The sequence below is a fragment of the Brevibacterium sp. 2SA genome (genome assembly GCF_005502845.1).
GTDB lineage: Bacteria > Actinomycetota > Actinomycetes > Actinomycetales > Brevibacteriaceae > Brevibacterium.
Genome location: NZ_SCMW01000002.1, coordinates 143,217 through 162,929 on the forward strand (window position 1 = coordinate 143,217; position 19,713 = coordinate 162,929).

Here is a 19,713-nt window from a genome sequence, read left to right on the forward strand (position 1 = left end):
CCCGGCTTCTCCTCAATAGGGTGAATGGCACTGAACGAATGTTCACTCGGAGGGTCGGCGCGGACTTCATCACCGACGATGCGCGTGCGCGACCGCCGACGACGCTGGAGGCGATGACGCGATGAGCTCTTGGTTCGATACTCGACCGTGGATGACGACGTGGGGCGACATCGCCCCGACCCCGCACGTCCTCGATACGTCGACGACGCTGCGGGACCTCGCGGCAACCGTCGCGGCGCACGGCGACGAGGTGGCGCTGACGTACTTCGGGTTCGCACCGACCTGGGCGGAGTTCGACCGGTATTCGACAGCGTTCGCCGCCTACCTCAGCGACCAGGGCATCGCACCCGGGGACCGGGTGGGCATCTACGACCAGAACACCCCGGCCTTCATGATCGCGACCTATGGGATCTGGAAGGCCGGCGGTGTCGTCGTTCCCCTCAATCCGATGTACCGCGGGGAACTCGAGCACGTGTTCTCCGACGCCGAGGTCAGAGCGCTCGTCGTGTCGAAGGCGGCCTATCTCGATCGCGTCCGGCCCTTTGCCGCGGACATTCCCACCATCGTGCTCGCCGATGACCGCAGCTACCAGGTCGACGGTCCCGAGAAGCTCTTCGGGATGTTCGACGCCCTTCCCGGAACCCCCGGGGTCAGTCCGGAACCGGGTGCGCCGGACCACCTCGGCGGGCCGGACTTCCAAGCCGTCGTCGGCGCCTACCTCGATTCGGACTTCACACCCGTCGACGTCGCGCCCGAGGACGAAGCACTCGTCGTCTACACCTCAGGAACCTCGGGTCGGTCGAAGGGAGCATCGGGCACGCACGCGGCGGTCTCGAGCAACTCCCGCTACAACATGCGCAATTCGTGGTTCGAACCCGGCGACGGCTACCTCACACTCGCCCCGATCTTCCACATCACCGGGTTCATCTGCCAGTTCATCGCCGCGGTCTCCGGTGGCGCGCGCCTCATCCTCAACTACCGGTTCGAACCGGAGTCGTTCCTCGGACTCATCGTCAGGGAGCGGCCGACGTACATGGCGGGACCGGCCACCGTCTACACGGCGATGCTCGCCCACCCCGCCGTCACCGCTGACCATTTCTCCTCATTCAAGCGCGTCATGTCCGGAGGCGCGCCACTGCCCGAGGGACTCGTCACGAAGTTCAAGGAGAAGCTCGGCATCGACATCGGCCAGGGGTACGGGCTGACGGAGACGATGGGGCAGGCGGTCAGCGTCCCGTACGGATTGCAGGCCCCGGTCGATCCCGACAGCGGCAACCTCTCATGCGGACTCCCCCAGCCGGACACGATGGTGCGGATCCTCGACGACTCCGGTGAGCCGGTGGGCCCGGGCGAACTCGGCGAGGTCGCGATCTCGGGCCCCGAGGTGGCCTCGGAGTACATCAACAACCCCACGGCCACGTCCGATCAGATCCCGGCCGGAGAGCTGCGCACCGGGGATGTCGGCTACATGAACGAGGACGGGTGGCTGTTCATCGTCGACCGGAAGAAGGACATGATCAACGCCTCCGGCTACAAGGTGTGGCCGCGTGAGGTCGAGGACGTCCTCTACACCCATCCGGCGATTCAGGAGGCTGCCGTCGTCGGTGTTCCCGACGAGTACCGCGGTGAGGACGTCGCCGCGTTCGTCACCCTGCAGCCCGGCGCCGAGGCGACGCGTGAGGAGATCATCGCCTACTGCCGTGACCGTCTCGCCTCGTTCAAGGCTCCGCACCAGGTAACGTTCGTCGACGAGCTGCCGAAGACGAGTTCGGGCAAGATCCTGCGCCGCACGATCCGCGCCGATGCCGCCGAGGCGGCGCAGGCGGCCACGGAGGCAGCCTCAGGCGACCGTGGAGCCGCAGCCGGCTGATCCCATGTCCGGGCCGACCCCCAGATCGCACCGACCCGGCCCCACCGACCTACCCCAGGCTCACCCGGGACGCCCCGCCGACACGGGCGAACCGGTCGGGCTGGCAGGTGAGCAGCACGACCTGCGCGGTCTCGCCGATCCGGCCGAGGATGACGTTGAGGGCGGAAAGCCTCTCGGGGTCGGCGAACCCGAACGCATCGTCGAGGATGACCGGGGCACCGGTCCGCGGATCGACGAGGGCGGCCACAGCGAGGCGCCCGATGAGGGAGAGCTGCTCCTTCGTTCCGCCCGAGAGCGAGTCGAAGGGCACGGTCGTGCCGTCGAGCGTCCGTGAGGCGATCTCGAGGTCCTCGGAGACCTCGACAGCGAAGGTCGGTCCGAAGACCATCCGGCCCAGCCGCTCGATCTGCTCCTTGAACGGCGCCACATACTTCCGCTGGGCTTCGGCCTTGTGCGCATAGACCGTCGAGCGCAGCAGCGCGATCGCCTGCGCACTCCGCTCGACCCTGGCAAGTCTCGCCTCCGCCGTCTCGAGCGACTCCCGTGCCGCCTCGACCTTCTCGAAGATGCCCTCACTGAGGCGATCGTCGATGAGCGCCGTGAGCTGGTCGACCTCCTGCCGATCCGCAGTCTGCTGCGCCTCGTTGTCGGCGACGACCTTGCGGGCGTTGTCGCGCCGGGCCTCAAGCGTCTCAGGATCGGCCGCCTCATAGGCCGCTCTCGCCTCGCCGAACGCCGCCTCGGCCTCCTCAGCCCGTGTCCCAGCCGCATTCCGGGCAGCGTCGAGACTCTCATCGGAGTGGTCGGCCTGCGCGGCGGCCACCGCCGCCTGCAACCGCTCAGACTGCGTCCGAGCCTCCTGCAGCGTCGTCTGCGCACGCACCGTGTCGACCCGCGAATCGTCACGGACGGCGCGGGTGCGCTCGAGGTCGGCTTCGGCCTCGGCGACCGCTGTCTGCGCCGCGTCCGCCGCTGCTTCGGCCTCCGCCACGATCTCCTCGAGCTCGTCGACGGACGCGACACCGTCGGCGCTCCGGTCGTCACGGGCGGCCTTGTCGTGGGCGTCCTCCGTGCTGCCGTTATCACCGGCGATGAGCGCCTCGGCGCGCGCGAGCTTCGCATCGAGGTCGTCACGTTTGTCCCGCCCGAGCACCGCCGTCAGCGTCGCCGTCGTCTCGGTGACGATCGCCTCGGCATCCGCTCGGCGATTCGCCTGCGCCCGCGCCTGGTCGAGTGACTCGACACCGAGGCGCTCCATCTCGGCGGTGAGCGCACGTTCGGCAGTCGTCACGGCACGATCGAGGTCGACCGGGGAGGCTCCCGGGCTCACGGTGATATCGGCGACGCCCTCGATGGCGATGCGCACATCGTCGACGACGGCGGCCTCGCCCGTCTCCTCGGCGGCGATGTCGACGCCGTCGACGGCGATGGGGATCTCTCCGAGGCGGGTGACTCGCACCTGTGCGGCCGCCGACCGCTTCGCGCCGGTCGCGATGCGCACCTCGGTGCCGAGCCCGACCAGACGGTCGACATCGGCGGTGGTGACAGCGATCGACCCGACGACCGCCCGTGCCCGGCTCCGCTTGTCCTCGAGCGTCCGGATCTCGTCGAGTCGAGTCCTCAGCGCGGTGACCTCGCCGCGGGCCCTCGCGCGTGCCACATCGCGGGCGGCATTCTTCGTCTGCTCCCGGGCGTCGACCAGCGCAGACCGCTTCTCCCCGAGGAGCTGCTTGGCGTCCTCGAACGCAGCTTCCCTCTCCGCGTGCGAGGATTCGAGATCGGCCGCAGCGGTCTGCGCTGTCCGGACCGCTGTCTCGGCGGCAGTGGCTTCGGCGAGGAGGGTCGTGCGCCGCTCCACCGCATCGGCGGCGAGCGCGGACTCCCGTCGGGCCGCCTCGGCGCGATCCTCGGCCGCGTCGACCGCGGTGCGCAGCTCGGCGACGGCGGCGAACGCAGCGTCGGCGTCCTCGCGTTCGCTCAGCGCCCGGGCCAGCCCATCCCGGACGGACTCGAGTCGGGCCGTTGCCCGCGCATGCCGGTCGACGAGCGCATCGAGGCTCTCGCTGCGGTCGACGAGGGACGCGAGTGCTTCACGCGCCTGGGGCACGGCTTTCTGCAGCTCACCGTACTCCCCCGTCGGCCGGCCCGACTTCGTGAAGTGCTTCGCGTATTCGGCGTCGACCCTCTCGAGGAACGCATCGTGGTCGGCGACCTCGACGCCCGTCTCCCCGAGCGCCGACTGCAGGGCGCTGATCTGGGCCATCGGCGCCTGTGCGAGGCTCTCTCCCTGCGCGACGTCGAGGGCGACGAGGAGGTCGACGTCGACGGTGTCGGCGAGGATCGCTGCGAAGCGCTCATGGGCCTCATCGCCGGAGAGCTGCTCGGGGTGCGGACGGAGGATCGACAGTGTCGTCGACTGGCTGCGCAGCCACCGTTTCGCGTACGTCATCTCGACGTCGCCGCTGGTCAGGTGGAGTTCGACCTCGGGGCCCGCGTCGACGCCGATGGGCTGGAGGTCCTTGATGCTCGCCTTCTTCGAACTTGCCTTGTCCTCCCTCAGGTGGGTGATCGCCTCATGGATCGAGGACTTGCCCACTTCGTTGGGGCCCTCGACGATCGTCACGCCGTTGGAGAACTCCACCCTCGCGTCGGTGATGCCGCGATAGTTCCGCAGTCGGATCGAGTGCAGTCTCATGCTCCGCTCCTCGCAAATCGGTAGAGGAGGCCCAGAGCGTCCTGCGCCGTGAGGGCCGCGGCGTCGTCCGCGGTGGCGCGTGCGGCGAGCTCATCGAGTGAATCCTCAAGGTACCCGCTCAGCCCGAGCCCGGCGAAGTCCTCATCGGCGGCGACCACGGCGATGTCCGAATGCCGCTCCCACACGGACACGAGTGCGAAGAGATCCCCGGCATGGTCGAGCACTTCGTCGAGGCGGGCCTTCGCTGCCGTCGACAGGGTGCCGCGGAGGATGAGCCACACCGCGGTCCGATCCTTCTCCGGGATCTGCCCGAGGCGGGTCTCCAGGGCAGCGACATCGTCGTCGGAGTCGACATCGGCCTCGATGACCGTGAACGTCCACTGCCCGACGGGGATCTTCTCGACGTCGACGGCGTGGGTCTCCTTGTCGATGTCGACGAGGAGGACGTTGCCGGGATCATCCTCGCGCCGCGAGGTCACTTCGGGTGACCCGGGGTACCAGATCCGCTCGGCCGCAGAGTAGGTGGCGTGCCGGTCGCCGAGGGCGACGAACTGCGCACGGTCCTCCCTCAGCAGTTTCTCCAGCCCCGCCTCGTCGATGGTCGCCAGCGAATCGCGGTCGGGGTCGAGCGAGCTCACGGCACCATGGCCGGCGATGATGCGCACCTGCCCGGCGGGCACCTCGGCGAGGTTCTTCGTGGCCGCGGCGACGAGATCGGTCAGCGGTCGCTTCGAGAACCACGGAGCCCCGACGACCTCGACGCCGGGGACCACCTCGGTGGGGGTGGAGTCCCGGAGGACCCGGACCCCGGCCGGCTGCCGGGAGACGAACGACGGGGAGTCGTAGATCGAGGACGCATCGAGGGGATCGTGGTTGCCGGGGAGGAGGACGACGGGCACCGTGAAGTCGGCGAGGACGTCGAAGGTGCGGGAGACGATGGCCCGGTCGAGCTGATTGGATTCGAAGACGTCCCCGCAGACGAGGACGAAGTCGACCTCGCGCGCGGTCGCGAGCTCACCGATCCGGCGGATCGCGTCGAGCCGGGCGCGCTGGTAGCGGGGGCGCGCCTCGGCGCTGAGGAAGTGGGCCGTCATGCCCAGCTGCCAGTCCCCGGTGGCGATGAATCTCATCGGTCTCCCTCCTCACGTCTGCCTCAATCCTATGTACGCTCCCGAGGCTACGGGACGGGCCTGACACGGACAGTGACGCACGTCATGACCGGGCGCGGCTCCCGTCCCGCCACCTCGGCGATTGCCGGCGCAATGGCCGAGGTGGCGGGAAATGAGGCGGCGGGACGGGAGGAGGGGCCCGACCGTTCGGTCGGACCCCTCCGGGCCGCTGCGCCGTCCCAGGGGATCAGCACGGGCAGTGCGATGCCAGGTGACGGCGGCGTCTGCGCGTCACATGATGCCGGTGACGACGAGGAGCAGCCACGTGAGCAGCGGGGCAAGGGCGACGACGATCGCCCCGTAGATGATGAGGTCGCGCCAGATCGTCCTCGCCGCCGTGCCCTTGGCATTGGCGATGATGAGAGCGCCGTTGGTCGAGAACGGGGAGACGTCGACGATCGTCGCCGAGATCGCCAGCGCCGCCATCACCGCGGTCGCGCTGAGATCGCTCTGCTCGAGCAGCGGGATCGACAGCGGGATGAACGCGGTGAGCAGGGCCGTCGAGGAGGCGAAGGCCGAGCTGATGCCGATGACGTAGCAGAGGACGACGGCGACGAGCAGGGGCACGCCGAGCGCCACCGCCATCGTCGAGAGCGAATCGATGACTCCGGCCTTGGTCAGGAGGCTGATGTAGACGATCATTCCCGACACGAGGAGCACCGTCGACCATGAGATCCCGGAGACGAACGTGTCCGCATGGCGCATCGAGGTGAAGGCGAGGACGAGACCGCACGTGAGGCCGAGGAAGCCGATGGGCAGTTCGAAGCCGACCGCGCCGATGACCATGACCCCGATGAGTCCGAGCGTCAGCCACACCTGCGGGGTCAGGGTCGACGTCCGCACCTGCTCCGGTGCCTTGAGGGCGAGACCGCCGCCCCCGTCCGTCTGACCGGGACCCGCACTGCCGTCGCGTCCCGTGCCGGGTCCGCTGCTGCCCGCGCCGAGGTTGTCGTCCGTGCCGTCAGTGACGGCCTCGGGTTCGGGGGTGGTGCGCAGCCGGCCGAGGGCCTTCATGACGATGACGGTGAGGATCGTGACGATGACGTTGATGACATAGGAGGCGAGGAAGAGCGCGCCCGTGTGGATCTCGAACCCGTTCTCCTTCGCGATGTCGCGGACGATGATGCCCGAGACCGAGATCGGGGAGAAGGCCCCGGCGTGGGCGCCGTTGATGATCATCGCGCCCATGACGACTCCGCTGTAGCCCGAGGCCGCGCTGAAGCCCATGGCGGCGGGGGCGAGCAGGGCGACGGCGGCCGGGGAGAAGGTGCCGAGCGAGGTGAGGATCGAGGCGATGCCGAAGAAGATCCACGGCACGATGCCGAGTCTCCCGCGCACCGCCCTGACCGCGAGGTCGACGAGGATCTTGATGGTCCCGTTGCGCTGGGCCATGCTGAAGAAGAAGGTCACGCCGACGATCGTGAGCACGATGCTCGCCGGGAACTCTTCGAGGATCTCCTTGTCATCCATCCCGAAGACGAAGGTGCCGAAGACGAAGGCGCCGACGAACCCCATGATCCCGATGTTGATCGGCCATTTCGTGGCAGCGATGAACATCACCACCAGTACGACGAGGATGAGAATCTGCACGAGGGTCATGAGGTGTCCTCCAACTTCATTGTCAGTGTGATCGTGCCTGAACTTGCTGGGCGCTGTCCGGTCGGTCCGGGCTCTGGGCGCCGAGGTGGCCGCGTCGGTCACCGTGTGTGCGACGGGTGTCGCTGGTGCTGGGGCGGCGGTATCGTGCGGGTGCGGGCCCACCTCCGGTGCTGGCCTCAGCCGACGAGCGGCAGGGCGATGTCGACGTCGGGGAGGTCGATGGCTGCGTTGGCGATCCGGCGGGCCACCCGCCGCACGCCGAGGCGCATGACCCGGCCGGCGGCGTCGAGCTGGACGCGGCAGGCGACGACACCGGCGGGGGTGCCGATGCGGATGCTCACCTCCCGGTCGTCGTCGGTGGGAGTGTCCCGCATGGGGTGGTCGGCGCCGAGGATGTCGTGGACGAGGCTGCCTTCGACGAAGGCGTCGCGGGCGACGGCGATCGCCGAGGTGATGCCGATCGCCGGGTGCGGATCGAACATCGAGACCATCCGGACGAGGATGTCGCAGTCGCCGGCGGCGATCCGCTCCCCCGTCGACGTCACGTAGTCCTGCGGGGCGGCGACGATGCCGATCTTCGGCACGGCGGGGCTGACCTCCTCCCCCTCGACGCTCAGCCCCATCGCCGGGGAGGCCGCGGTGCGCACGGCGAGCAGCTCCGGCACCCGCAGACGCACCTCGGGCAGGGTCTCCGTGCCGGTCATGCCCAGGGAATCTGCTGCGACGAAGCAGGCCGGCGCCCCGGCGTCGATCGCACTGACCGTCACCGTGCGGGTGCCGACGTCGAGCGCCGTCGTCGCCTGACCGAGCGGCAGGAGCTCCCCGGTCGAGACGCCGTCGACGTTGTCGAAGAAGACGTTGACGGGCACGCCGGGCATCGCGCTGCCGGGAATGGTCTCGACGCCGTCGGTCGGGATCCGGCGGTCAGGGGTGGCCACCTCGGCGACGAGCACCGAGCGGGTGTTCTCATTGATCATGCGCACGCTCGTGCGGTCCCCGGTGGGGCGGACGAGTCCGTTCTGGATCGCGTAGAGAGCGACGGCCGAGGCGCAGTTGCCGCAGTTCGAGGTGAATTCGACGGCGGTCGCCCCGATGCCCACCTGGGCGAAGAGGTAGCTGATGTCGATGCCGGGGATCGCCGAGGGCGAGATGATCGCCGCCTTCGACGTCGTCGACGACGCCCCGCCGATGCCGTTGAGCTGGCGGTCGTCACCGGAGCCGAAGGCCGCGGTGAGGGCGAGTGCGATCTGCGCGCGGTCGGCCGGCATCTCGTCGCCGGAGAAGAGCCAGCACTTCGATGTGCCGCCTCGGTACCACTGTCCGTGGAGTTGGCTGTCCACCTGGATGTCCTCGATTCGTCTCGACCCGGCTGCGGTGCCGGCAACTGTTTGTTCGGCTGTTCGTCTGCAGTGCGGGGACTGCAGCGATGCATGGGAATCAAGGTGTCACGGGTGCTGATTAAGTTCAATCAATACTTAGTTGACTTGATCTAAGCTATTCTTAAACCATGAGTTCAGCGCCGTATAACGTCGACCGGCTTCTCCTCCTGCTTCTCGTCTATCGGACAGGCAGCCTCTCCGCGGCGGCCGACGAACTGGCCCTGTCGACCTCGGCGGTCTCCCAGCAGATGAGCAAACTCGAACGCGAGGTCGGGCTTCCGCTCGTCGTTCGGCATCCCAAGGGCATGCGGCTCACCGATGCCGGCATCAAGCTCTGCGCGCATGCGATGACGATCGACAATGCGCTTGCCGCGGCGAAGAACGATATGGCGGCGTTCGCGCAGCTCGATCGCGGTGAGGTGAGAATCGCGACGTTCCCGACGTTCGCCGCCTCGATCATGCCGAAGGTCCTCCTCCACTTCCATGACCTCCATCCCGACATCGAGGTGACCGTCAAGAGCTATCGACTCGACCGGATCGCCGAGGCGCTCGAGCGACGGGAGGTCGACCTCGCGACGCTGTGGGACTATCCATGGGCGCCGATCAGCGCCGACATCCCCGTCCAGACGACGCTGGTCCGGGAGCCGACGATGCTGCTGCTGCCGGCCACCCACCGGCTCGCCCGCCGCCGCATCGTCGAGCTCGAGGAGGTGGCGAGCGATCCGTGGATCACCCGCTCGTCGCATCCGGTCGCCTCGGTGCTCAGCCGGATCTGCCGGGACGCCGGGTTCGACCCGCGCGTCGTCTTCGAGGCCTATGACTACCCCGAACTCCTCGGGATGGTCGCCGCCGGGCTCGGCGTCGCGATCGCACCGCGCCTGGCGGTGCGATCGCATGGGCCCGACGTCAAGGTCGTCGCCCTGCGCGGCAATCCCGCCCCGCGGCGGATCGTGCTCGCCAAGCTCGCTGAACGCGTTCAGTCCCCGGCGACGCTCGCTCTCGTCCGCTCGTTCCGTGCAGTGAGCGGGTCGAAGGAGTGGCGCAGCTAGGAGGGCCGGCGGATCCCGTCGGCGACCGTCCACTCCCCTGCGCGGTCGACGATGAAGTCGTGGAGACGTTGGACGACCCGGCTGGGTCGGCGCACCGCGGTGACGAGGGCGACCTCGCGCACATAGCCCGAACCGCGAAGGGCCACCTCGGCGAGGCCGTCGACGGGGCGGACGCTGCGCGGCAGGAGAGCCACGCCCATGCCCCGGCTGACGAACTCGCGGATCGTCGAGAACTCGGTGACCTCGGTCTTCACCTGGGGCGCGAAACCGGCCTGCAGGCACCACGCATCGGTGAGGGTGCGGAGGTTGTAGGACTCGGGATTCGCGATGAAGCGCTCCTCGGCGAGTTCGGTCAGCGACACGGTTCTCCGGTTCGCCAGGCGGTGTCCGGTGGGGACGACAGCGACGATGAGCTGGCTCGCAAGCACTTCGTGGGGCAGCTGCCGCGGCGGCGGAATGATGATCGCCGCGTCGAGCAGACCACTGCGCAGGTCGTCGACGAGCACGGCGCCGTGGGCCTGCTTGAGGTCGAGGCGGATGCCGGGATGCTCGGCACTGAAGGCCGCGAGCAGGTCGGGGATGACCCCGGCACCCATCGTCAGCGGGAAGCCGAACCGGATGACGCCGCGGTCGGGATCGGCCGCCTCGGCGAGGTCGGTGACAGCCCCGCCGATCTCCGCCAGGGGCCTGCGGATCTCTGCGACGAGGGTCCGCGCCTGCGCGGTGAGGACGACCGCGCGCCCCGCGGGCACGATGAGCGGCACGCCGAGGTGACGCTCGAGACCGTGGATGCGTCGGCTCATCGTCGACTGGGGAACCCCGAGCGCGGCAGCGGCATCGGTCATATGGCCGTCCTGATCGGCGAGTTCGACGAGGGCCCGCAGCTGCGGGAAGAGCGCATCGACCAATTCATCCATATTCGGATCATACCCATCGATCTGCTCATTGGACGGATGATTCTGCACGGGCGCATCGTGGAGGAGAACCCACCGCCCGTTCTCACGCTCGACCACGAGGAGCCCACGATGACCACCCGCACTCGGTCGGACTCGACCGCCGATCTCGTCGCCGCCGACGTCGTCCTCATCGGCGGCGGCATCATGTCGGCGACGCTCGGCTCGATGCTCGCCGTCCTCGAACCGACATGGCGCATCGTCATGCTCGAGAAGGCCTCCGCCATCGCCGCGGAGAGCAGCGATCCGTGGAACAACGCCGGGACCGGGCACTCGGGGTTCTGCGAGCTCAACTACATGCCCGATCCGCAGGACGGACGGAAGCCCGCGGCGATCGCCGAGCAGTTCCAGCTCAGCCGCCAGTGGTGGTCCTTCCTCGCCGAGGCGGGTCTCATCGACCCATCCGACTTCATCCACTCCGCGGCCCACGTCAATCTCGTCTTCGGTGACCGTGACGTCGACTATCTGCGCACGCGCGTGGCGACGCTGCGCACCGATCCGCTCTTCGCCGACATGGAGTTCACCGAGGACCCCGAGGTCATCGCCGAGTGGGCGCCGCTGACCATGGACGGCAGAGAATCCGGGGACGAGCCGATGGCCGCTGCCCGGTCACCGCGGGGCACCGACATCGACTTCGGAGCATTGACGACAGCGCTGACGGCAGTGTTCACCGGGACCGATGGGAACACGCGGGACCGGCACGACGCGGCCGGCGAGGTGCTCACCGGGCACGAGGTCACCGGGCTGCGCCGCGACGGCGAAGGCTGGGTCGTCACCGGCACTGCGCACCCCACGGACTCCGGTGGAGGGTCGCGTCGCTTCTCGCTGCGCGCCGGCACGGTGTTCGTCGGGGCTGGCGGCTATGCCCTGCGCCTGCTGCAGAAAGGGAGAATCCCTGAGGTCAGAGGGTATGCGGTGCTGCCGGTCGGGGCGGCGTTCTACCGGTGTTCGACGCCGTCGGTCGTCCGCCGCCACGACGCGAAGGTCTACGGCCAGGCCGAGGTCGGCGCTCCGCCGATGTCCGTGCCGCACCTCGACAAGCGCATCATCGACGGCGAGGAGCACCTGCTGTTCGGACCGTTCGCGACCTTCAGCACGAAGCTGCTCAAGAACGGCCGGCTCAGTGACTTCTTCACGACGCTGCGTCCCGACAACCTCCATGTCATCGCCGCTGCCGGTCTGCAGAATCTCGGCCTCGTCCGGTACCTCATCGGCCAGCTTGCCGCGAGCCCGGCGCGGAAGTTCGCGCAGGTGCGCCGCTACTATCCGCGGGCGAGGCAGAACGAATGGGAGCTCATCCCCGCCGGCCAGCGCGCCCAGCTCGTCACCCCGGATCCGCAGCGGATCGGTGTGCTCCAGCAGGGCACCGAGCTCGTCGTGACCGCCGATGGGTCGATCGCCGGACTCCTCGGTGCCTCGCCCGGTGCGTCGACGGCGGTGCCGATCATGGTCGATCTGCTGCGCCGCGCGTTCCCGGCGCCGTGGCGCCGCCGGTGGAAGGCGACGCTGGGACGGGCGATTCCCGATCTCGAGCGAGATTCCTGGGACGCCGAGGCCGTGGCGTCGAGCACCGCCGCCACGAACCGGGCGCTCGGGCTGGGGTCACCGTCGCGGACGCTCGAATCAGGGCTCTGAGCTCACAGACGGACCTCCTCTCCGCGGCCGGCCCCAGTCTGTGGTGCCTGACGCGTCGATGCCGCCGCGTACTCGGCGGGCCGGTAACCGGTGTGGCGGAGGAAGTCGGTGGTGAAGTGCGACTGGTCGAACCAGCCCAACTCGTTCGCCAAGTCACCGAGCGGGCCGTCCCACCCGCGATCGAGTGCGGCCACCGCGTCGCTCACCCGCGCTTTGATGAGGATCCGCTTGACGCCGACCCCGCAGTGGTCGAGGAAGAGACGCTGCAGACTGCGCTCGCTCATCGCCATGCCCGCGGCGAGCCTGCCGAGGTTCGTCATTGCGGGATCGGCCATGAGGGCGAGCGCGCGACGGACCCGGGCGTACCCGTCCGTGACCACGGGACCGCGCGCGAGCAGCCAACGGTCGAGCACCTCGGCGGCGGCGGGCAGAGCCTGCGGCACCTCGAGATCCTCATCGATGCCGGGAAACCACTGCGCCGCAGGGACCGTTGTATCGCGGATGCTCGCCGGTCGCTCCCGGGCGAAGGCGAGCGTCCCACCGAGGCGGAACTTCACCCCGACGACCCCGCCGCGGCCGGACAGTCCGACGTCGAAGCACGTCCGCGTCACCGGACCGGTCACCCACATCCCCGGCCCCGGTGTATCGGCGCGCCGCAGCCGACCCCACTCGGAGGTGAGGTTGACCGCCGGCTCCGACACCGTCGTCGCCCGGTACCGCTCCCCCGGCCCGAGATCCCATGTCACCGACCAGTAGCGCTCCACCCACGGGCTGAGCGCCTCATCGGGCACCGCGGTGGCGTAGCGCGCGTGATCGAGGAGTTCCCTCGGGCGCAGCACCCGCCCGAGCCAGTGATCCGGCGGTCGGTTCGCAGGCCCGAAGGCGAGCGCGCCGGACGCCGCACTTGGCGGATTTTTCCTAGCGACGTCGTCGTCCATGACACCAGAATGGCAGACATGACTGACACAGAGACGAACTCGACCCCGACCGACACCTCCCAGGCCCCCGTCGCGGCGCTCGCGATGGTCACCCTCGACGCTCCGGACGCCGCGTCACTCGGCGAATTCTGGTCGGCGGTCCTCGGTTGGCCGATCTCCTATTCCGACGAGAACTATGCGATGCTCACCGGGCCGTCGAATGCGCTCGGCATCGGGACGATCCCCGACTACCAGCGACCCGACTGGCCCGACGATGGACGCAAGCAGTTCCACTTCGACCTCGCCGCCGACGACGTCGAGGCTGCGGCCGCGAAGATCGTCGAGCTCGGCGCCACCCGGGCCGATCCGCAGCCCGGGGACACGTGGGTCGTCCTCCTCGACCCCGCCGGTCATCCGTTCTGCGTCACGGACGCCAAGGCCTGGGGCTGAGTGCCGACCGCCTCGGTGTCGGGGCGCCCACCTGGAGCCCTGGTGCCCGCACCGACCCGCCCGTCGCGGGCACTGACGGTCAGCTGTCCCCGGTGCGGTCGCGCACGTACTCCCGGAAGTGCGGAATGACGATGCGCACGATCCCGTGCGCCGGCGCCTCGATGACCCCGTGGGCGAGGAGCATGCGGCGGTAGTCGTTGGCGGTCTGCTTCTTCGCGCCGAGGCGGTCGGCGATCTCCCCGGTGTGCGAGACGTCCTCGTCGTCGGCCATCGCTGACAGGTACTTCCGCGCCCCGGGGGTGAGTGCGGCGAGCGTCGGTTCGTAGATCTGCTGGATGAGGATCTGCTTGGCCTCGTCGACGACCGATTCGACGTCGGCGCGGGTGATGCGGTCGGCCTCTCCGGCCGCCCGCCAGGCCAGATCGCCGATGATCTGGACCATGTACGGGTAGCCGAGCGAGACCTGCGTGCCGAGGTCGAGGGCCTCCTCGTCGAAGTCCTTCCCTGCCTCCTCCGCGGGAAGCCGGAGGGCGAGTGTCGTGTCCTCAGCGGAGAAGCTGCCGAGGTTGATCCGGTCGGCCCGGCGGAGGAAGGTCGAGACCTCGTCGTTGACGATCGTGTCGATGCTCGCCGGCAGGCCCGCGGCGACGAACGCGAGCGGGGCCTCCTGGGACATCGCATACGCCACGGCGTCGGTGACGGCCCGGAACTCGTCGAGGTTCGACCGGTGCACCTCGTCGAGGGCGATGACGAGCCCGGTGCCGTGGGCGTCGAGGATCTCGAGGACGGACATGAGGTGGTGTCGGAAGTCCGGCTGCAGGGCGCTCGTCGTCTCGGTCCGGGTGGTCAGACCACCGGCACCCCCGGGCAGCGTGAAGCCGACGATCTTCGACTTCGTCGTCTCATGGGCGTCGTGGGCCTCGAGCGCTTCGGGCAGCCGGGCCTGCGTGAGCCGGGAGACGAATCCCGGCGACGCCTGTTCCCGGACGGTCAGCCATTGCCGTGACTCCGCGACGTCTTCGAAGATGTTGAGCAGCACCGTCTTGCCGACACCGCGCTGGCCGGTGACGAACACGGTGCGTCCCGTGCCGCCGCGCTGATCGAGCGCCCGCGCGAACGCGTTGACCTCCGGTTGGCGACCGACCGCCACAGGCGGTGTCGTGCCGAATCCGGGCCGATACGGCGACTCCTCGTTGGCCGCCGACGACGGCGGGATGACAATGGTCATCGGGACCCCCAGGTGGGTGTGACGATAGGTCTTCACTCTCGACCGTACATTACCGTATATTCCGTATTTCCCGTACGCGGTCGGCGACTTCGGGTGTGCTCCCGAATTCGCGCACCTCACGACCGGTGGGTGTCGCGAGGTGCGGCGCTCCCGCGGTCACCGCTTCGCAACCCGCACGATGTAGTGCGACGCGTCGAGACCGTCGACGAGAAACGTTGCGGTGTGCGTCGAATTCGCGCCTGTGACCAGCCAATTCGGTTTGAGCACGAACTCGGCCTGTCCCGCCTGTTCGAGCTCGATGCGCATGCCCAGCTTGACGGTCCGCGTCACGCTGGTGCGCACCAGGTTGCGCGCGGCGCGCTCGGCGTCGGCCCGACCGGCGTCGTCGCCGACGAGGTGGGACCAGGCTGAAGCGCTGTGCCGATCCGAAATCGTCAACGGTTCGGTCCGCGGACTGAAGTCGGCAATTGCGGCTCTCCCCGTTGCGGCGTTGACGAGGACGTGGACGATGCCACCGTGGGCTGGCTGTCCCCGCCGAGAGAAATTGCCGCGAGTCCGCACGCCGATCGCACACCACCAGAACGGGTGGACCTCGGCTCTGGCCTCAGCCTCCGCACCAGGGAGCTTGCGTCGGAACACCGCGACCGCCTCGGCGGCAGTGACCGGGGCCGTCAACCGAAGGATTCGAGCGGATCGACGACCGTCACCGGACTCGATCGCGTCGGACCCGTCCTCGTCGAGTTCGGGCCCTCGCATTGGGTTCGGTGGCTGGTCGGCGGAGTCGGCAGACGACGTCGGATCACGCATCCTTGGGCACCTGAGAGGAGAGCGCGTCGTTCTGCCCGGTGAGCATCCGTGCGGGAATCGGTCCGATCTTCGCCGTCTCCTCGAGCGCTTCGACGATGTGCGCGGGCACCGGATATGACCGCTGCGTGGCCAGGGAAACGACGATGATCGCCAGGGTCGAGGTCACGATCCCGACACCCATCGGGTCGATGCCGGTGACGTCGACGAGTCCGCTGAGCTGCCACCCCACCGACGACACGGTGCCGGCGACCATCGAAGCGATCGCCCCGGGCACATTCGCCTTCTTCCACCACGCGGCGGCGACGTAGACGGGGACGAACGCGGCACCGAGCACGGTCGTGGAGAAGATGACCACCTCGGCGACGGCGGGCGGATCGCCCACCGCCACGACATAGCCGACCGCGGCGAGAATGAGGACGGTGAAGCGTGAGACCCACACAGAAGCGCGCTCGCTCATGTCTCGTTTGACGAAGCGCTGGAAGAGGTCCTGACTGGCGATCGTCCCGGACTGCAGCAGCAGGGCATCGGCGGTCGACATGATCGCGGCCATGATGCCGGCCATGACGATGCCGACGGCGAAGCTCGGCAGCACGGCATCGGCGACCTGGAACACGGCGAGTTCCGGATTGTCGAGGCCCGGCAGGATGACGAGCGCCATGATGCCGACGATGTAGGGCGCGGGGATGAAGAGCAGGTTGAATCCGGTCGCGTAGAGGCTCGCGGCCCGCGCCACCGACGGCTTCTTCATCGCCATGTGGCTGACGTTGACGTGCGGCCACCCCATGTACCCGATCGAGAAGACGAGCACAGCGCCGACGATGACGCCCCATTGGACATCGGCGTAGCCGCCGGGGCCCCACATCGTGAGCAGATTCGGATTGATCTCGCCGACCGCCTCATTGCCGGCGGTGAACCCGCCGACGGCCTGGAGCGTGCCGATGAGAATCCACACCATGCCCACGCACATGATGATCGCCTGGACGAAGTCCGTATAGGCGACCGCGAGGTACCCGCCGAGGAAGGTGTAGAAGACGATGACGCCGACGGCGACGAGGAGGGCCCACGCGTACGGAATCCCGGTGACCATCTCGAGGCCGCGACCACCGGCGATGAACTGGCTCATGACGTAGAAGAAGATGCAGAACAGGGCGATGGGGGCGGCAATCAACCGGATCCACTTCGACGGGTACCTCTGTTCGAGATAGCCGATCGACGTCAGCGAACCGAGGATCTGGGAGAGCTTGCGCATCCGCCGGCCAAGGATCGAGAGGTTGAGCACTCCGCCGCCGATGTCCCCCATCGCGTACCACAGCGAGAAGTACCCCTGCGTGTAGCCGAGCGACCCGGCGCCGAGGAACATGTACCCCGACATCGATGAGGACTGGAGTCGCAGAGCCGTGACCGCCGGTCCCAGGCTGCGCCCACCGAGGAGGTAGCCTTCCGATCCCTGCGACCCGATGCGCACCGTCCACACGCCGATTCCGGCCATGGCGATGAAATAGATGATGAGGAACCAGGTTTCGATATTCATGACCGGTCTCCGGTTCCATGCCCCAGGCCGCCCGTGCCGGTGGGGCCGCCCGGTCCGTCGGTGAGGGGACCGGGTGCGCCGCCGGCGGCGTCCTCAGCACCCCAGCGGCGTGAGAGGAACACGAAGACGAGGGTGTAGACCACCCAGAGCGCGGGGATGCCGAAGATGATGACGACGGTCGTCGTCGGCAGACCGAACACGAGAACCACCTCTTTGTGACGCGGGACGGAGCGCAGCAGTCGGAGACCATGCTCCGCGCTGCGCGTCTGTGTCAGCGACACTACCGCCCAACCCGAGCCTGCGCTTCACCCGCCCCTCGTCGTGACAAGATGGAACCAGCTCAGCGCGGTGCGACGGCCTCTGCGGTCAGGAATCGTGCTCGATCGTCTTGACCGACCGATGGGAGTCACGCATGGACAGGACCGAACTCTGGCAGCCGAGCCCGCAGCGCGTCGAGGACTCGCAGCTCCGGGCGTTCATGACCTGGCTCGCCGACACGCACGGGGTGGAGACGAGCGACTACGCCGACCTCCACGCCTGGAGCGTCTCCCACCTCGACGAGTTCTGGGAGGCCATCTGGTCCCACTTCGACGTCATCGGCGAACGCGGCACCGGTCCCGTCCGCGAGGGCGAGTCGATCTCCGCGACCCGCTGGTTCCCCGATGCCGCCCTCAACTACGCGGAGAACCTGCTCCGGCAGGCCGAAGAGACCCCGGACGCCGAGGCGGTCGTCGGCCTCCACGAAACCGGGGCGCGGGAGACCCTGACGTGGGCGCAGCTGCGCGCCCAGGTCGCCTCGCTCGCCGCCCATCTGCGCCGCCTCGGCGTCGGCCCCGGCGACACCGTGTGCGCGGTGCTGCCCGCCATCGCCCAGACCCCGGTCGCCCTGCTCGCGACGGCGAGCCTCGGGGCGATCTGGTCGGTCGTCAACACCGACTTCGGGGTCGACGGCATCGCCGACCGCTTCGCCCAGATCGAACCGCGCGTCCTCTTCACCGTCGACTCCCACGAATTCGGCGGGGCTCACCGCGACCAGCTGGCCCAGCTGCCGGCCATCCTCGAGGCCCTGCCGACCGTGCGCCAGCACATCCTCATCGACACCCTCACACCGCCGGCCGCCGACGACCACGAGGCGAACGGAGGCCCCGGCAGCGACGCGGACACCGCGTCCCTCACGGTTCCGAGCGCACGTTGGAGCGAGATCATCGCCGAGGAGGCGCAGCCGCAGTATGTGCGGGTCGACTTCTCCCATCCGCTCTGGGTGCTCTACTCCTCCGGCACGACCGGTCGGCCCAAGGGCATCGTCCACTCCCACGGCGGCGTCGTCCTCGAATCGCTCAAGGCCAATGCCCTCCAGTACGACGTCCGCCCCGGCGACCGCGTCCACTTCGCGGTCTCGACGACGTGGATGGTCTGGAACCTCATGATCGACGCGATGATGCGCGGGGCCACGATCATCACCTACGACGGCGCCCCGACCTGGCAGCGACCGGATCGACACCTGGCCATCTGCAGCGCCGAGCGTGCGACCCTCTTCTGCGCAGGCGCCGCGGTCCTCTCGATCGGTGCCCGCGCCGGGGTGGTGCCGAAGGACGACCTCGACTTCTCCTCCCTGCGCACGATCATCTCGACCGGCTCTCCCCTGCCGGCGGAGACCTGGACCTGGGCGTACGAGGCGATCAGGGCCGACATGCTCGTCGGCTCCGACTCCGGCGGCACGGACGTCGCCTCAGGCATCCTCGGGTCGAACCCGCTCGGGGCGGTGTGGCTCGGCGAACTGCAGGGCCCCTACCTCGGCGTCGACGCCCGCATCGTCGACGGCGACGGGCAGAGCGTCGAGGGAGAGGTCGGTGAGCTCGTCATCGCCGCCCCCATGCCCTCGATGCCCGTGATGTTCTGGAACGACCCGGACGGGGCGAAGTACCGGGCGGCGTACTTCGACGACTTCGCGGGCCTGTGGCGACAGGGCGATTGGGCGACGAAGATCCCCGGCGGCGGATACGTCATCCACGGCCGGTCGGATGCGACGATCAATCGCGGCGGCATCCGCATGGGCTCGGCCGACATCACCCATGTCGTCGACCAGGTGCCCGGTGTCGCCGAATCGATGGTCCTCGGTGCCGAACTGCCCGGTGGCGGTTACTACATGCCGCTCTTCGTCGTGCCCCGTCCGGGCACGGACGTCGACGCCGACCTGAGGTCGGCGATCACCGAGGCGATCCGCACCCGCCTGTCCCCGCGCTACGTGCCCGATGAGATCATCGCAGCCCCCGGCATCCCGAAGACGCGGACGGGCAAGACGATGGAGGTGCCGATCAAGCGCGTCATCCAGGGCGGTGACCCCGCGGCCGTCAACCGCACGACGGCGGTCGACCCGACGATCGTCGACTGGTACGTCGACTTCGCCCGCAGCCACGCCACCGGCTGATGC

At 68.9% G+C, this 19,713-nt stretch carries 15 protein-coding genes; 5 read left to right on the plus strand and 10 right to left on the minus strand.

The features are described 5' to 3' along the window. Positions 1-121 precede the first annotated feature (121 nt). The gene (locus FFS20_RS01805) at positions 122-1,870 is read left to right on the plus strand and encodes an AMP-binding protein (RefSeq protein WP_137824229.1); all 1,749 of its coding nucleotides are present in this window, start codon (positions 122-124) and stop codon (positions 1,868-1,870) included. 49 nt (positions 1,871-1,919) lie between these two features. Here the strand turns inward: FFS20_RS01805 and FFS20_RS01810 are convergent, their stop codons facing one another. The 4 genes from FFS20_RS01810 to FFS20_RS01825 form a co-directional block, all read right to left on the minus strand. After that, complete coding sequence (locus FFS20_RS01810) at positions 1,920-4,565, minus strand: AAA family ATPase (protein WP_137824230.1); 2,646 nt, start codon at positions 4,563-4,565, stop codon at positions 1,920-1,922. Beyond that, the gene (locus FFS20_RS01815; RefSeq protein ID WP_137824231.1) at positions 4,562-5,695 is read right to left on the minus strand and encodes a DNA repair exonuclease; all 1,134 of its coding nucleotides are present in this window, start codon (positions 5,693-5,695) and stop codon (positions 4,562-4,564) included. The genes FFS20_RS01810 and FFS20_RS01815 overlap by 4 nt, the downstream gene beginning before the upstream one ends. 270 nt (positions 5,696-5,965) lie before the next feature. Then, entirely contained in the window at positions 5,966-7,333 is a 1,368-nt protein-coding gene (locus FFS20_RS01820) for an SLC13 family permease (protein ID WP_137824232.1), read from the minus strand. 176 nt (positions 7,334-7,509) lie between these two features. Next, a complete protein-coding gene (locus FFS20_RS01825; RefSeq protein ID WP_212743271.1) occupies positions 7,510-8,673 on the minus strand; it encodes a PrpF domain-containing protein in 1,164 nt (387 codons plus the stop codon). A 167-nt stretch (positions 8,674-8,840) separates the two neighbouring features. Between FFS20_RS01825 and FFS20_RS01830 the strand changes: the two genes are divergently transcribed. Next, positions 8,841-9,761, plus strand: a complete 921-nt coding sequence (locus tag FFS20_RS01830; protein WP_137824233.1) for a LysR family transcriptional regulator — start codon at positions 8,841-8,843, stop codon at positions 9,759-9,761. Here FFS20_RS01830 and FFS20_RS01835 read toward each other — a convergent pair. After that, positions 9,758-10,678: a LysR family transcriptional regulator gene (locus FFS20_RS01835; protein WP_137824234.1), complete on the minus strand. Its 921-nt coding sequence runs from the start codon at positions 10,676-10,678 to the stop codon at positions 9,758-9,760. The two genes, FFS20_RS01830 and FFS20_RS01835, sit on opposite strands and share 4 nt — an antisense overlap. A 108-nt stretch (positions 10,679-10,786) precedes the next feature. On the opposite strand from FFS20_RS01835, the gene FFS20_RS01840 reads away from it, so the two are divergent. Beyond that, positions 10,787-12,349: a malate:quinone oxidoreductase gene (locus FFS20_RS01840; protein ID WP_137824235.1), complete on the plus strand. Its 1,563-nt coding sequence runs from the start codon at positions 10,787-10,789 to the stop codon at positions 12,347-12,349. Between the two features lie 2 nt (positions 12,350-12,351). Here the strand turns inward: FFS20_RS01840 and FFS20_RS01845 are convergent, their stop codons facing one another. Beyond that, positions 12,352-13,287, minus strand: coding sequence for a helix-turn-helix transcriptional regulator (locus tag FFS20_RS01845; RefSeq protein ID WP_137824236.1), 936 nt, complete (start codon positions 13,285-13,287; stop codon positions 12,352-12,354). An 18-nt stretch (positions 13,288-13,305) separates the two neighbouring features. Here FFS20_RS01845 and FFS20_RS01850 point away from each other — a divergent pair, with 18 nt between their 5' ends. Then, on the plus strand, positions 13,306-13,716 hold the full coding sequence (locus tag FFS20_RS01850; RefSeq protein WP_232623537.1) for a VOC family protein: 411 nt from the start codon (positions 13,306-13,308) through the stop codon (positions 13,714-13,716). Positions 13,717-13,795: 79 nt separating this feature from the next. On the opposite strand, the gene FFS20_RS01855 is transcribed toward FFS20_RS01850, so the two are convergent. The 4 genes from FFS20_RS01855 to FFS20_RS01870 all read right to left on the minus strand — a co-directional run bounded on the left by FFS20_RS01855 (position 13,796) and on the right by FFS20_RS01870 (position 17,491). Next, positions 13,796-14,944, minus strand: a complete 1,149-nt coding sequence (locus FFS20_RS01855) for an ATP-binding protein (RefSeq protein WP_137824238.1) — start codon at positions 14,942-14,944, stop codon at positions 13,796-13,798. Positions 14,945-15,100: 156 nt separating this feature from the next. Next, positions 15,101-15,505, minus strand: coding sequence for a hypothetical protein (locus FFS20_RS01860; RefSeq protein WP_137824239.1), 405 nt, complete (start codon positions 15,503-15,505; stop codon positions 15,101-15,103). A 238-nt stretch (positions 15,506-15,743) separates the two neighbouring features. Further along, positions 15,744-17,282, minus strand: a complete 1,539-nt coding sequence (locus FFS20_RS01865) for a sodium/proline symporter (RefSeq protein ID WP_137824240.1) — start codon at positions 17,280-17,282, stop codon at positions 15,744-15,746. Further along, positions 17,279-17,491 (minus strand): hypothetical protein, encoded by a 213-nt coding sequence (locus FFS20_RS01870; protein ID WP_137824241.1) that lies wholly within the window; start codon positions 17,489-17,491, stop codon positions 17,279-17,281. The genes FFS20_RS01865 and FFS20_RS01870 overlap by 4 nt, the downstream gene beginning before the upstream one ends. 203 nt (positions 17,492-17,694) lie before the next feature. On the opposite strand from FFS20_RS01870, the gene FFS20_RS01875 reads away from it, so the two are divergent. Continuing rightward, entirely contained in the window at positions 17,695-19,710 is a 2,016-nt protein-coding gene (locus FFS20_RS01875; RefSeq protein WP_137824242.1) for an acetoacetate--CoA ligase, read from the plus strand. Positions 19,711-19,713 lie beyond the last annotated feature (3 nt).

Bases quoted from the DNA above. Each gene is read 5' to 3' on its own strand.
- FFS20_RS01805 (WP_137824229.1), top strand. From the start codon at position 122: ATGAGCTCTTGGTTCGATACTCGACCGTGGATGACGACGTGGGGCGAC.
- FFS20_RS01810 (WP_137824230.1), bottom strand. From the start codon at position 4,565: ATGAGACTGCACTCGATCCGACTGCGGAACTATCGCGGCATCACCGAC.
- FFS20_RS01815 (WP_137824231.1), bottom strand. From the start codon at position 5,695: ATGAGATTCATCGCCACCGGGGACTGGCAGCTGGGCATGACGGCCCAC.
- FFS20_RS01820 (WP_137824232.1), bottom strand. From the start codon at position 7,333: ATGACCCTCGTGCAGATTCTCATCCTCGTCGTACTGGTGGTGATGTTC.
- FFS20_RS01830 (WP_137824233.1), top strand. From the start codon at position 8,841: ATGAGTTCAGCGCCGTATAACGTCGACCGGCTTCTCCTCCTGCTTCTC.
- FFS20_RS01835 (WP_137824234.1), bottom strand. From the start codon at position 10,678: ATGGATGAATTGGTCGATGCGCTCTTCCCGCAGCTGCGGGCCCTCGTC.
- FFS20_RS01840 (WP_137824235.1), top strand. From the start codon at position 10,787: ATGACCACCCGCACTCGGTCGGACTCGACCGCCGATCTCGTCGCCGCC.
- FFS20_RS01845 (WP_137824236.1), bottom strand. From the start codon at position 13,287: ATGGACGACGACGTCGCTAGGAAAAATCCGCCAAGTGCGGCGTCCGGC.
- FFS20_RS01850 (WP_232623537.1), top strand. From the start codon at position 13,306: ATGACTGACACAGAGACGAACTCGACCCCGACCGACACCTCCCAGGCC.
- FFS20_RS01855 (WP_137824238.1), bottom strand. From the start codon at position 14,944: ATGACCATTGTCATCCCGCCGTCGTCGGCGGCCAACGAGGAGTCGCCG.
- FFS20_RS01865 (WP_137824240.1), bottom strand. From the start codon at position 17,282: ATGAATATCGAAACCTGGTTCCTCATCATCTATTTCATCGCCATGGCC.
- FFS20_RS01875 (WP_137824242.1), top strand. From the start codon at position 17,695: ATGGACAGGACCGAACTCTGGCAGCCGAGCCCGCAGCGCGTCGAGGAC.